At 72.8% G+C, this 12,509-nt stretch carries 11 protein-coding genes; 9 read left to right on the top strand and 2 right to left on the bottom strand.

What is annotated here, in order from left to right; genetic code table 11:
- Position 1 precedes the first annotated feature (1 nt).
- Positions 2-508 (top strand): RNA polymerase sigma factor, encoded by a 507-nt coding sequence (locus IO33_RS0108120; protein WP_031161905.1) that lies wholly within the window; start codon positions 2-4, stop codon positions 506-508.
- A 45-nt stretch (positions 509-553) separates the two neighbouring features.
- On the top strand, positions 554-1,051 hold the full coding sequence (locus tag IO33_RS0108115) for a GNAT family N-acetyltransferase (protein WP_031161903.1): 498 nt from the start codon (positions 554-556) through the stop codon (positions 1,049-1,051).
- On the opposite strand, the gene IO33_RS0108110 is transcribed toward IO33_RS0108115, so the two are convergent.
- A complete protein-coding gene (locus IO33_RS0108110; RefSeq protein ID WP_031161901.1) occupies positions 1,041-1,460 on the bottom strand; it encodes a hypothetical protein in 420 nt (139 codons plus the stop codon). The two genes, IO33_RS0108115 and IO33_RS0108110, sit on opposite strands and share 11 nt — an antisense overlap.
- 1 nt (position 1,461) lies before the next feature.
- A complete protein-coding gene (locus IO33_RS0108105; protein ID WP_031161899.1) occupies positions 1,462-1,821 on the bottom strand; it encodes a hypothetical protein in 360 nt (119 codons plus the stop codon).
- A gap of 81 nt (positions 1,822-1,902) precedes the next feature.
- Here IO33_RS0108105 and IO33_RS0108100 point away from each other — a divergent pair, with 81 nt between their 5' ends.
- The 7 genes from IO33_RS0108100 (at position 1,903) to cobT (ending at position 12,431) form a co-directional block, all read left to right on the top strand.
- Complete coding sequence (locus IO33_RS0108100) at positions 1,903-2,553, top strand: HAD family hydrolase (RefSeq protein ID WP_031161897.1); 651 nt, start codon at positions 1,903-1,905, stop codon at positions 2,551-2,553.
- A gap of 342 nt (positions 2,554-2,895) precedes the next feature.
- Positions 2,896-3,939: a methionine ABC transporter ATP-binding protein gene (locus IO33_RS0108095; RefSeq protein WP_031161895.1), complete on the top strand. Its 1,044-nt coding sequence runs from the start codon at positions 2,896-2,898 to the stop codon at positions 3,937-3,939.
- A complete protein-coding gene (locus IO33_RS0108090) occupies positions 3,936-4,673 on the top strand; it encodes a methionine ABC transporter permease (RefSeq protein ID WP_031161893.1) in 738 nt (245 codons plus the stop codon). The genes IO33_RS0108095 and IO33_RS0108090 overlap by 4 nt, the downstream gene beginning before the upstream one ends.
- An 84-nt stretch (positions 4,674-4,757) precedes the next feature.
- Positions 4,758-5,588 carry a MetQ/NlpA family ABC transporter substrate-binding protein gene (locus IO33_RS0108085; protein ID WP_031161890.1) on the top strand — a complete coding sequence of 277 codons (831 nt, stop codon included), beginning with the start codon at positions 4,758-4,760 and terminating at the stop codon, positions 5,586-5,588.
- Positions 5,589-5,750: 162 nt separating this feature from the next.
- On the top strand, positions 5,751-6,389 hold the full coding sequence (locus IO33_RS0108080) for a GNAT family N-acetyltransferase (RefSeq protein WP_031161888.1): 639 nt from the start codon (positions 5,751-5,753) through the stop codon (positions 6,387-6,389).
- A gap of 88 nt (positions 6,390-6,477) precedes the next feature.
- Entirely contained in the window at positions 6,478-7,701 is a 1,224-nt protein-coding gene (gene cbiE / locus IO33_RS0108075; RefSeq protein ID WP_031161886.1) for a precorrin-6y C5,15-methyltransferase (decarboxylating) subunit CbiE, read from the top strand.
- A gap of 344 nt (positions 7,702-8,045) precedes the next feature.
- On the top strand, positions 8,046-12,431 hold the full coding sequence (gene cobT, locus IO33_RS45850) for a nicotinate-nucleotide--dimethylbenzimidazole phosphoribosyltransferase (protein WP_031161884.1): 4,386 nt from the start codon (positions 8,046-8,048) through the stop codon (positions 12,429-12,431).
- Positions 12,432-12,509 lie beyond the last annotated feature (78 nt).

Below are 12,509 nucleotides of genomic sequence, written 5' to 3'. Positions count from 1 at the left end.
TATGACGTACGACTTGGTGGCCGCCCTGCATCCGCTGCTCAGCGCCGAGGCCTCGGCCGAGGCATATGCCGCCGGGAGTGAGCCCGGCGACCTGGAGCAGGCCGTCTGGCTCCGCCTGCTGGAACGCCTGGAGACCGAGGGGCCGCCGCCGGATCCGCAGGGCTGGCTGCGCAAGGCCGTCCGTGCCGAGGCCCGCCGCAGCCGCCGCACCAGCCGCCGGGAGCGTCCGTACGGCACCGAGCCGGCCGACGACGCCCGCACCGACCCCGAGCAGTACGCCCTCACGGCCGCCCGGTACCGCGCGCTGCGGGAGGCGGTGCACCGCCTGCCCGGCCGCTGTCCCCGGCTCATCGAGGCCCTGCTCTCCCCGGAGGACCTGACATACCGGGAGATCGCGGGGGAGTTGGGTATCTCACAGGGAAGTCTTGGACCGGAACGCTCCAGATGTCTCGGTTGTCTGCGCCGATTGCTCACGCCGGAGGTTGCTTCCCGCGAAGTGCGGGGATAGGAGTGGGGGACGACAGGTGATCAGGTGAGCGGGAGGCATGCGCACATGGGCATGAGCGTGACCATCTCGGTGGCGACCGGACAGGACGCGGAGCAGATCTTCAGGCTCCAGTACCTGTGCTTCCAGAGCGAGGCGGCGCTGTACGGCAACTACCGCATCGACCCGCTGGTCCAGAGCCTGGACTCCGTCCGCCAGGAGGTCGCCTCCGACTGCGTCTTCGTCGCCCGGCTCGGTGACGAGGTGGTCGGCTCGGTGCGCGGCAAGATCACCGAGGACGGCGCCGCCGCCATCGGAAAGCTCTGCGTCCACCCCCGCCTGCAGGGCCACGGCATAGGCGCACGTCTGCTGCGCGCGGCCGAGGCCGCGTTGGCGGGGGAACGGGGAGCCACCCGGTTCCGCCTCTTCACCGGCCACCGCAGCGAGGGCAACCTCCGCCTGTACCGCCGGTCCGGCTACGAGACGGTGGGCCGCTCCCGTGGCACGGACGGCGTAGAGATGATCATTCTGGAGAAGCAGGCGGGCACCTACGCGGCTACGGCGTGACGGTGCCCCGCGCCTTCCGCAGCCAGTACATCGCGGAGATCGGCAGCAGCACCGGAATGAAGACGTACCCCGCCCCGTAGTACGACCACACGGTCGTGTCCGGGAACGCCGAGTGGTCGACCAGGGTCCACGTACCGACGAGGAGCACACCGGCCAGCTCGGCGGCGCAGCACACCAGCGCCGCCCTGCGGGCCGTCTCCCCGCCGCGGACGAGCGAGTAGGTGATGAAGCCGTACACGAGACCGGCCACCGCCGACAGCACATAGGCCAGCGGTGCCCGGTCGAACTCCGTCGCGATCTGGAACGCCGACCGCGACAGCGCGCCGACGACCATCACGCCGTAGAACCAGACGAGCAGGATGCCCGGCCCGCTGATCAACCGGGCCGGCTTCTCCTTAACCGCCGTCACCTCAGCCTCCCCAGATGTCATAGAGCCGCACCTCCAGTACGGCCAGCACCACACCGCCGGCCGCCACCGTCACCGAGCCCCAGCGGGTCCGCTCGGCCAGTGACATGAACCCCGCCGCCGGAACGCACGCGAACGCACCCAGCAGATACGCCACGAAGATCGTCGTGCCCTGCTCCGGCTTCTCGCCCCGCGCCAGCTGCACGATCCCGATCACCAGCTGCGCCACGGCCAGCAGCGACACCACGGCCATGCCGATGAAGTGCCAGTCCTTGGTCGGCTGGTCGCGGGAGGCGGCCCAGCCGCACCAGGCGGCGAGAAGCAGCGCGGCGACCCCGGTCGCCAGCGTCAGGGCATTGAGCATGCGGTGACCTTATTACGGCCGAAACGGACCCCGGCCGCCGACCCCGCGGTACCCCCTGTCGTACACCGTAGGGTCTAGACCATGACGATCCATGCGCACGCCCTCCTGTTCGACAACGACGGCACCCTCGTGTCCTCCCTCGACTCCGTCGAGCGCTGCTGGGGCCGCTGGGCCCGGGAGTACGGGATCACCGCCGAGGAGTTCCGGCGCGTGGCGCTGCACGGGCGGCCCGCCGCCGAGATAGTCGCCGACCTGCTGCCCGCCCGCCTGGTCCCGGAAGCGGTCGCCCGGGTCGAGCAGCTGGAGGTCGAGGACGTGCCCGACGGGGGCGTACGGCTGCTGCCCGGCACCCGTGACTTCCTCGACTCCCTGCCCGCCGACCGCTGGGCCGTCGTCACCTCCGCCACCCGCCGGCTCGCCGAGGCCCGCCTGGACGCCGTCGGCATCCTGCCCAAGACACTGATCGCCGCCGACGACATCACCCGCGGCAAGCCCGATCCCGAGCCCTACCTGCTCGCCGCCCGGCAGCTCGGCGTCGATCCGGCCCACTGCGTCGTCTTCGAGGACGCCCCGGCCGGACTCCAGGCCGGCCGCGCCGCCGGAATGACCACCGTGGCATTGGCCACAACCCACCGCGCCGAGGAGCTGGACGCCGACCTGGTGGTGAAGGACCTGTCGGCCTTGTCGGCACTGGTCACCGACGGGGGCGTGGAGATCTCCGTCCGCCGCTGAACCCGGGGCACCGCCTGTCCGCCACTGTCCACCATCCGGACAGCGGCGGCCGGTCAGGACCGTACGTCTGGTTTACTGATCGCATGACCACGACGAGCTGCCGCATCCTTGCGACCGAGGCGACCATGACGCCCGGTGCTCGTTGTATGTGTCGCCTGATGTGTCGAATGTGCGCCTTCTAGAGGGCCCCCGCATCAGCTGAGCCTCGCGCCCCGAAGCGAGAGCCGTGGCATGTCCGTGCGCCAAGCCGTACGAGACACACATCCACTCCTCATGCCTGAACCGCATGCACCCGTGCCCGGGCACACCCACGCCCGCGCACTCGACAGTGACGGAAATCCTGTGATCACCACCTCGGGCCTCACCAAGGTCTACCGCTCCCGCGGCCGTGAGGTCACCGCCCTGCAGGGCGTCGATCTCCACGTCCGCGAAGGCGAGGTCTACGGCGTCATCGGCCAGTCCGGCGCCGGCAAGTCCTCCCTCATCCGCTGCGTCAACCTGCTGGAGCGCCCCACCTCCGGCACCGTGACCGTCGCCGGGCAGGACCTCACCGCCCTCGCCGGACGCGGCCCGCGCGCCGGCAAGGAGCTGCGCCGGGCGCGCAGCCGGATCGGCATGGTCTTCCAGCACTTCAACCTGCTCGCCTCGCGGACCGTGCAGGACAACGTCGAACTGCCGCTGGAGATCCTCGGCACGTCCGGCAGGGAACGCTCGCGCAAGGCGCTCGAACTGCTCGACCTGGTCGGCCTCGCCGACAAGGCCAAGGCCCACCCGGCACAGCTCTCCGGCGGCCAGAAGCAGCGCGTCGGCATCGCCCGCGCGCTCGCCGGCGACCCCAAGGTGCTGCTCTCCGACGAGGCCACCAGCGCCCTCGACCCGGATACCACCCGCTCCATCCTCCAGCTGCTGCGCGACCTGAACCGGCAGCTGGGCCTGACCGTCCTGCTCATCACCCACGAGATGGACGTCGTGAAGTCGATCTGCGACTCCGCCGCCCTCATGGAGAAGGGCCGGATCGTGGAGTCCGGCACGGTCAGCGAGCTGCTCGCCACCCCGGGCTCGGAGCTGGCCGCCGCGCTGTTCCCGGTGGGCGGCGAGGCCACCGGCGCCGACCGGACCGTCCTCGACGTCACCTTCCACGGCGAGGCCGCCACCCAGCCGGTCATCTCCCAGCTGTCGCGTACCTACAACGTCGACATCTCGATCCTCGGCGCCGCCATCGACACCGTCGGCGGCCTGCAGATCGGCCGGATGCGCATCGAACTGCCCGGCCGCTACGAGGACAACGTGGTGCCGATCGGCTTCCTGCGCGAACAGGGCCTGCAGATCGACGTCGTCGGACCCGAGGGCCAGGCGCCCGTGCTGGTGAAGGAGGGGGCCAAGTGACCTGGTCCGAGATGCAGCCGCTGCTGTCGCAGGCGTGTTCCGAGACGTTCCAGATGGTGCTGTGGTCCACCCTCATCGCCGTCGCCGTCGGGCTCCCGCTCGGCGTCCTGCTCGTCCTCACCGACCGGGGCGGCCTGCTGCAGAACGTCCTCGCCAACAAGGTGATCGGCCAGATCGTGAACATCGGCCGGTCCATGCCGTTCATCATCCTGATGGTCGCGCTGATGAACTTCACGCGCTGGGTCACCGGGACGACGATCGGTACGACCGCCGCGATCGTGCCGCTCGCCATCGGCGGCATCCCGTTCTTCGCCCGCCTGGTCGAGACGGCCGTCCGCGAAGTGGACAACGGTCTCGTCGAAGCCGTGCAGTCCATGGGCGGCAACTCCTGGACGATCGTCCGCAAGGTCCTGGTCCCCGAGGCCCTGCCCTCGCTGATCGCCAGCACCACCACCACGATCATCGCCCTCATCGGCTACTCCGCCATGGCCGGCACGGTCGGCGGCGGCGGCCTCGGCGACCTCGCCGTCCGCTACGGCTACCAGCGCTTCGAGACCCAGCTGATGTGGATCACCGTCGCCGTCCTCGCCGTCGTGATCTCCCTGATCCAGTTCGTCGGCGACTTCGCGGCCCGCACCCTGCACAGCCGCGGCGGCCGCTCCGGCCCGGCGCCCAGGCTCCGCCTGCTGAAGGCGAAGGAGCCGGCGGCGGCCGACGTCGGCAAGGCCGCGTAGGCCGCACCGCTGCGTGCGAGCGGCACCTCACAGACTCCCCGTCACCACACGGGGTCGCACCACCCCTCAGGAAAGGCACTTTTCGTGCGTAACACCGCCAAGTTCACCACCGCCGTCCTCGCCGCCGGAGCCCTCACCTTCGGGCTTACCGCCTGCGGCTCCGGCAGCTCCTCCGGCTCCCACGACTACAGCGGCCCGCTGGTCGTCGCCGCGAGCCCGACCCCGCACGCCGAGATCCTGAACTTCGTCAAGGAGAACCTGGCGAAGAAGGCGGGCCTCGACCTGGAGGTCAAGGAGTTCACCGACTACATCACGCCGAACACGGCGACCGAGGACGGCTCGGTGGATGCCAACTACTTCCAGAACCAGCCGTACCTGGACGACTTCAACAGCAAGCACGGCACCCACGTCGTGCCCGTCGTCACGGTGCACCTGGAGCCGCTCGGCCTGTACTCCCACAAGGTCAAGAAGGCCGACGCCCTGAAGAGCGGGGCGACCGTCGCCGTGCCGAACGACGCCGTCAACGAGGCCCGCGCCCTGAAGCTGCTCGCCGCCAACGGGCTCATCACCCTCAAGGCCGGCGCCGGCAACGAGGCCACCGCGCAGGACATCGCCAAGAACCCCAAGAACCTCAAGTTCAAGGAGGTCGAGGCGGCCCAGACCCCGCGCTCCCTGGACGACGTGGACGCCGCCGTCGTGAACGGCAACTACGCCATCTCCGCGGGCCTCAAGCCCGCCAAGGACGCCCTCGTCCTGGAGTCGGCGAAGAACAACCCGTACGGCAACTTCCTCGCCGTGAAGAAGGGCAACGAGAAGGACCCGCGCGTCAAGAAGCTCGCCAAGCTGCTCGTCTCGCCCGAGGTGAAGAAGTTCATCGAGGACAAGTACCAGGGCTCGGTCATCCCGTCCTTCTGAACCGGCTGAACCGCGGCCGACGGCACGTTTACGGCGTTTCGTGACGCACGGGGTCCACTCCCTCACCGGGGGTGGGCCCCGTCGTGCGGTTCAGTGGTTTCATGCTGCATGCTGGGCAGTTCAGCAGGCCCTGAAGGTTTTTCCGAAGTTACGGAGCGGCGCATGACTGGCACCTTTCCCAACGTCTCCATCAGCACGGAGCGGTTGGTCCTGCGCCCCTTCGAGGAGTCCGACATCGAGGCCTTCGCCGAGATGATGAACGACGAACTGGTCACCGCCTGGACCTCCGTCCCCCAGCCCTACACCGAGGCCGACGCCCGGGACTGGATCACCGCCCTCGCCCCGGCCGAACGCGCCGACGGCCGCGGCATCGTGTTCGCCGTCGACGAGTTCCTCACCCAGCGGCTGGTCGGCACCGTCCATCTGCGCAACACCGACTGGCGGGTGCGCTCGGCGGAGATCGCCTACGTCATCGCCCCGTGGGCCCGCGGTGAGGGCTATGCCTCCGAGGCCGCCCTGGCCACCGCGCAATGGCTGTTCCGCGACCAGGAGTTCGAACGCCTGGAACTGCGCACCACCGCCGACAACACCGCCTCCCAGCAGGTCGCCCAGAAGATCGGCTGCATCAGCGAGGGCATCCTGCGCAACGCCTGGATAGCGCGCAGCAGGTCCGGCGACGGCACGTGGGCGGACGTCCGCACCGATGTCATCGTCTGGAGCCTGCTGCCAGAGGACCTGGCCGGGGCCGGCGAGCAGTCGGACGACGCGGCCGGTTTCACGTCGTACGCGGACTGGAACTGACCCCTCGCGCCTCACCAGGTACCCTCACGGAGCCCCCACGGGCCCCTATCCCCCCTGACGACCTGCGAAGACCTGGAGAGAGACGACGATGGCCGACCGGGTCACGGTGATCGGCTGGGACGGCTCGCCGCTGACCGCCGCGGCACGCGCCGCCCTCGGCGCCGCCACGCTGGTGGCGGGCGCCGCCCACCACCTGGCGCTGCCCGAGGTCCCGCCCGCCGCCGAACGCGTCCGCCTGGGCAGTGTCGCGCTCGCCGCCCGCCGGATCGCCGCCCACCGCGGCACCGCGGTCGTGCTCGCCGACGGCGACCCCGGCTTCTTCGGCGTCGTACGCACCCTGCGCGCACCGGAGTTCGGCCTGGAGGTCGAGGTCGTCCCCGCCGTCTCCTCCGTGGCCGCCGCCTTCGCCCGCGCCGGCATGCCCTGGGACGACGCCCAGGTCGTCGTCGCCCACCCGCGCACCCTGCGCCGGGCCGTGAACGTCTGCCGGGCCCACGCCAAGGTCGCCGTCCTCACCGCACCGGGCGCCGGACCCGCCGAACTCGGGCTGCTGCTGGAAGGCGTGCACCGGACCTTCGTCATCTGCGAGGAACTGGGCACCGAACGTGAGCAGGTCAGCGTCGTCACCTCCGACAACGCAGCCGACCACACCTGGCGCGACCCCAACGTCGTCATCGTCATCGGCGGCCCGGCCGGCGCGGGGGAGGGCGGCGGCTGGATCGCCGGGCGCGACCCGGGCGCCGGACCGCGCGGCTGGGTGCAGCCCGACGAGACCTACGGCGACGGAACCGTCAGCCGCCTCGGCGAGGGCGAGACGGAACTGCTGCGCGCCGCCCAGCTCGCCCGCCTCGGTCCCCGCGTCGGCGACCTCGTGTGGGACATCGGCTGCGGCTTTGGCGCCTTCGCCACCGAGGCCGCGCGCGCCGGGGCGGCCGTCATCGCCGTCGACCGGGACCCGCGCGCCTGCGCCCGGACCGAGGCGGCCGCGCGACGGTTCGGCGTACAGCTCCAGGTGGTCCAGGGCACCGCCCCGCACGTCCTGGAGAACCTGCCCGAGCCGGACGTCGTCCGGGTCGGCGGCGGGGGAGCGGCCATCGTCTCCGCGGTCGCCGACCGGCGTCCGCAGCGCATCGTCACCCATGCGGCGACCCGCGACGAGGCCGAACTCGTCGGCCGCGACCTGACCGAGCACGGATACCGCGTCGAATGCGCCCTGCTGCAGTCCGTCGAACTCGACACCCGCGCCTGGACGGAGACCGAGCGGAGCGTTGCGTTCCTGCTCAGCGGCATTCTTCCCGATCGCGCCCCGTGATCCGGTTGTCGTACCGCGCGCGGTAGGCTGGCCGATCGTTGTGCCACACCGGGCGGTCCGGAACTTCGTTCGCCAATGTCCGGAAAGCACGCCCGTTTTGGGGTGGGTGTGGTACTGCGGAACCGGAGGACGCGCAACGTGGCGCAGTCCACAGCGGACTGTCGCGGATCATGCTGTCGCGACGGCGGAACGGCCGGGACAATGCCACTGAATGGCTTTGTCGCCTTTTCCGGCGGGTCGTTCGTGCCGCTGGGCACGGACGCTCGTTCTTCACTACGGGCGGTCGGTGCGCCGTTCCGGGTGAGCTGGTCGTAGAAGCACTAACCGATGGGCGAGGGGTACGCATGACCGACACCGGCCAGGTCCCGGCCGAGGGACAGCCGGAGAGCGCAGGCATGGTGGAACAGCCGGGCGTCGCCGCGCACGGTGCGTACGCCTACCTCTCCGAGGCACCCGCCGAGGACGAGGACCTCCTGCTGCCGGGCGCCCAGGGTGCGTGGGGCAACGAGGTACCGCCACCCGCTCCGGAACCGGTCCTCGAGGCCGTGCACGAGCCGGGCCCGCACGAGACGGCCGGCCGGGACAGCGGCTCCGTCGACCTCAGCGGCGTCCGCCTGCCGAACCCGGCCCCGGTCTCCGTGCCGCCGTCGCCCATCCTCTCGGCCCCGCAGGACCCGTCGGCCGCGCCGCAGCCGTCGCGCCGTCCGCTGCACCTCGGCCCCCCGATCCCCGACGCCTCCGCCAGCCCCGTGCGCTCCCTCGCCGACCGTGGTCCGGCCGGAGCGCCGGTACGGCAGCCGGGTCCGCCCGCGGCCGGCCCCGAGTACCTCGACGCCCAGCCGCTGCACGACATGGCCCCGCAGAGCGCGGCCCCCTGGGGCGCGGCGCCCGCAGCCCCCGCAGCGGCCCAGGTCGGCATGCCGGCAGCGGCAGCCGAAACGGTTGATCCGGCCGCCGACGCCACCGGCGCCGCCCAGGCCGATCCGTCCGGCGCCGCCCAGGCCGCCGTCGCCCGCCTCGCCAACCAGGCGGTCGCACCGGCACCGGGCACCGCGCAGGTGGTGCACGGCCATGACGGCGTACAGCCCGCGCACGGCCACGACGGGGTGTACCCCTCGCCCGAGGCCGTTCAGGAACAGCAGCAGGAACCGGCGGGCGTCCACCAGGTTTCCCCTGAGGACGGCCAGGGCGCACCCGAGACGCAGTCCGCCGACGGTACGGCCGCCGTGGCCGGCGGCGTCGAGGCCCCCGCCGGTGTCGCCGGTGACGGTGGGCCCGCGGCCGAGGCGCCGGCGCCGGAATCCGGTGGGGCCCCCGCCGAGGAGGCGGACACAGCGGCCGCTCACGCCGCCCCCGTACAGCAGACGCCGACGCATCCGGGTGAGCAGGGCACCGTGCCCGGCCAGGAGACCGGGGCCCCGGCGGCATCGGGGCAGACGCCGGGCGACGTCCCGGCGGGCACTGCCACGGAGATGCCCGCGGCCGTACCGCAGTCCGGGGTTGCCCAGGAGCCTGAGGTCGCTCAGCCGTCGGGGGTTGCCCAGCCGTCCGAGGCCACTCAGCCGGGTGAGGCCGTACAGCCGTCCGGGGTCGCTCAGCCGGGCGACGTTGCCCAGCCGTCCGAGGTTGCCCAGCAGCCTGGGATTGCTCAGCCGGGTGAGGTCGCCCAGCCGAGTGAGGTCGCTCAGCCGTCCGAGGCCGCCCAGCAGGGCGCAGCCGCTCAGCCGGGCGAGGTCGTCCCGCAGGCCGGGGCCGCTCAGCCGTCCGAAGGGGGTCAGCCGGGCGACGCCGGACTGCCGTCCGGGGTCGCTCAGCAGCCCGGGATCGCTCAGCCGTCCGAAGCGGCGCAGTCGGGCGGGGTTCCCCAGCCGGCTGACGGTGCGCAGCCGGGCGAGGTTCCTCCGCCGTCCGAGGGCGGCCAGGCGGCCGGGATCCACCAGCCCGAAGAGCCCGTTCTGTCCGAGCCCGTTCTGTCCGAGCCCGTTCAGCCCGAGCCCGTTCAGCCCGGCGTGAGCGAGAGCGTGCCGCAGGCGCAGGACGTGCCGGTCGCCGGGCCGGCCGTCACGGTCGCCGACGGTGCAGTCCAGGGCGTGGACGCCGTACCCGCGCCGGAGGCACCGGACGTGGCGCAGCCCGCCCCGGAGGCCGTTGCGGTCCAGGGCGAGGTCGCCGCCCCCGCGCAGGCCCACCCGAACACCCCCGTCGCCGTGGCGCCGCAGCAGCCCGGCGTGGTGGAGGCACCGCCCGCCGTCGCGCAGCCCGCGCCCGCCGCCGGAGCCGTACCGGCCCCCGAGCAGGCGGCCGTGCCCGAGCCCGGCACCCCGGCTCCCGCGCCGGAGGCGACGGTGACCGAGGCCCCCGTCGCCTCCGGGGCCCAGGGCGCCGCACCGGTCCCGGCCGCCGTTGACGGCGCTGCCGCACCGGAGCCGCTGCCCTACCCGGCCCAGGGGCCCCAGCTGGCCGAACCCGTGACGCCCCCCGCCGAGGCCCTGCCCGGCACCCTGCAGGCCGAGGACGCCGTGGCACCGCCGGCCCAGCCCGAGCCGGCCGCACCGGAAGCCGTCCACCAGATCGCCGCCGCGGCCCCCGCAACCGGCCCCGGCGCCCCCGCCGGCCCGCAGACGCAGCCCGCCCCCGCCGCGCACCCGGAGACCCCCGGTCAACCGACCCCCGCCGACCAGGTCGAGCAGGCCGGGCCGCTCCCGGCCGACGCCCCGCCGGCGACGCACCCGGAGCTGCCGCTCGGGCAGTTCGTGCCCGTCGAGGGCCAGGTGCCCACCACTCCGCACCTCGCGCCGACCCCGCCGCAGCCCCTCGTCGTGCCCGCGGAGGGCGCGCCGGAGCCGGTGGTCACCGTTCCGGCGCCGCGCGAGGGCGAGCCCGCACCGGCGGTGCCGGACGCCGAGCAGGCGCCCGATGTCGTCCAGCATGCGGACGAGCTGCGGACCACGCCCGACGACCAGGAAGAAGAGAGCGTGGCCGAAGCACGTCCCACCGGCCCCGCCGCGCCCGGCTACGCCGACGCCGAGCGCGAGGCCGTACTGAAGGTCATGCGCGAGCGCCGCGACATCCGCAACGGCTTCCGCAGCGACCCCATCCCGCACGAGGTGCTGCTGCGTGTCCTGGAGGCCGCCCACACGGCGCCCTCCGTGGGCCACTCGCAGCCCTGGGACTTCGTCGTCATCCGCTCCGCCGACACCCGGCGGACGATGCACGAACTGGCGATGCGGCAGCGCGAGGCCTACGCCAAGTCGCTGCCGAAGGGCCGGGCCAAGCAGTTCAAGGAACTGAAGATCGAGGCCATCCTCGACACCCCGGTCAACATCGTCGTCACCGCAGACCCCACCCGGGGCGGCCGGCACACCCTCGGCCGTCACACCCAGCCGCAGATGGCGCCCTACTCCTCGGCGCTCGCGGTGGAGAACCTCTGGCTCGCCGCCCGTGCCGAAGGCCTCGGCGTCGGCTGGGTCAGCTTCTTCGACGAGCGGGAGATGGTCCGCGCGCTCGGCCTGCCCGAGCATCTGGAGGTCGTCGCCTACCTGTGTGTCGGGTACGTCGACGAGTTCCCGGACGAGCCGGAGCTGATGCAGGCCGGCTGGTCCAAGCGACGCCCCCTATCCTGGGTGGTGCACGAGGAGACGTACGGCCGCCGCGCCCTGCCCGGAGAGGAACCCCACGACCTGCTTGCCGAGACCGTCGCACAGATCCGCCCGCTCGACGCCAAGGCCCTCGGTGAGGCCTGGGAACGCCAGAAGCGCATGACCAAACCGGCCGGCGCGCTGGGCATGCTGGAGATCATCTCCGCGCAGCTGTCCGGGCTGTCCCGGCAGTGCCCGCCGCCGATCCCGGAGCCCGCGGCCGTCGCGATCTTCGCCGGCGACCACGGTGTGCACGCCCAGGGCGTCACTCCCTGGCCGCAGGAGGTCACCGCCCAGATGGTGGCCAACTTCCTGGGCGGGGGAGCGGTCTGCAACGCCTTCGCCGGCCAGGTCGGCGCCGAGGTGTGCGTCGTGGACGTCGGCGTCGCCGCCGACCTCCCGGCCACCCCGGGCCTGCTGCCCCGCAAGATCCGCGGTGGTACGTCCGACATGACCACCGGCCCCGCGATGACCCGCGAGGAGGCCAAGGCGGCCATCGAGGTCGGTATCGAGACCGCCCGCGACCTGGTGGCCGCCGGGAACAAGGCGCTGCTCACCGGAGAGATGGGCATCGCCAACACCACCGCATCCGCCGCGCTGATCTCCGTCTTCACCGGCGCCGACCCGGCGGAGGTCACCGGCCGTGGCACCGGCATCAACGACGAGACGCTGGCCCGCAAGACCGAGGTCGTCCGCCGCGCCCTGGACCTCCACCAGCCCGACCCGGCCGACCCCATCGGCGTCCTCGCCGCGATCGGCGGTTTCGAGCACGCGGCGATGGTCGGCCTGCTCCTCGGCGGCGCGTCGCTGCGTACGCCGGTGATCCTGGACGGCGTCAGCGCCGGCGCCGCGGCCCTCGTGGCCCGCGCCATCGCCCCCGAGGTCCTCGCGGCCTGCATCGCCGGCCACCGCAGCGCCGAACCGGGCCATGTGGCCGCCCTCAACAAGCTGGGCCTGCGCCCCCTGGTCGACCTCGACCTCCGCCTCGGCGAGGGGACGGGCGCGCTGCTGGCGCTGCCGCTGGTCCAGAGCACGGCCAGGGCGATGCACGAGGTGGCGACGTTCGACTCGGCGGGAGTCACGGAGAAGTAGGCGGCCGCTCCGGTACGGAGGTACCGGGCGCCCCTCCGACGCCCGGGTGGTTGTGGGCACGCGTTCTGCTGGGGCGGA

This window comes from Streptomyces durhamensis, assembly GCF_000725475.1.
In the GTDB taxonomy this organism is placed as follows: Bacteria; Actinomycetota; Actinomycetes; order Streptomycetales; family Streptomycetaceae; genus Streptomyces; species Streptomyces filipinensis.
The sequence above is the reverse complement of the archived record's forward strand: the minus strand, read 5'-3'. Positions and strand labels throughout refer to the sequence as shown.

Bases quoted from the DNA above. Each gene is read 5' to 3' on its own strand.
- IO33_RS0108120 (WP_031161905.1), top strand. From the start codon at position 2: ATGACGTACGACTTGGTGGCCGCCCTGCATCCGCTGCTCAGCGCCGAG.
- IO33_RS0108105 (WP_031161899.1), bottom strand. From the start codon at position 1,821: ATGCTCAATGCCCTGACGCTGGCGACCGGGGTCGCCGCGCTGCTTCTC.
- cobT (WP_031161884.1), top strand. From the start codon at position 8,046: ATGACCGACACCGGCCAGGTCCCGGCCGAGGGACAGCCGGAGAGCGCA.
- cbiE (WP_031161886.1), top strand. From the start codon at position 6,478: ATGGCCGACCGGGTCACGGTGATCGGCTGGGACGGCTCGCCGCTGACC.
- IO33_RS0108100 (WP_031161897.1), top strand. From the start codon at position 1,903: ATGACGATCCATGCGCACGCCCTCCTGTTCGACAACGACGGCACCCTC.
- IO33_RS0108080 (WP_031161888.1), top strand. From the start codon at position 5,751: ATGACTGGCACCTTTCCCAACGTCTCCATCAGCACGGAGCGGTTGGTC.
- IO33_RS0108115 (WP_031161903.1), top strand. From the start codon at position 554: ATGGGCATGAGCGTGACCATCTCGGTGGCGACCGGACAGGACGCGGAG.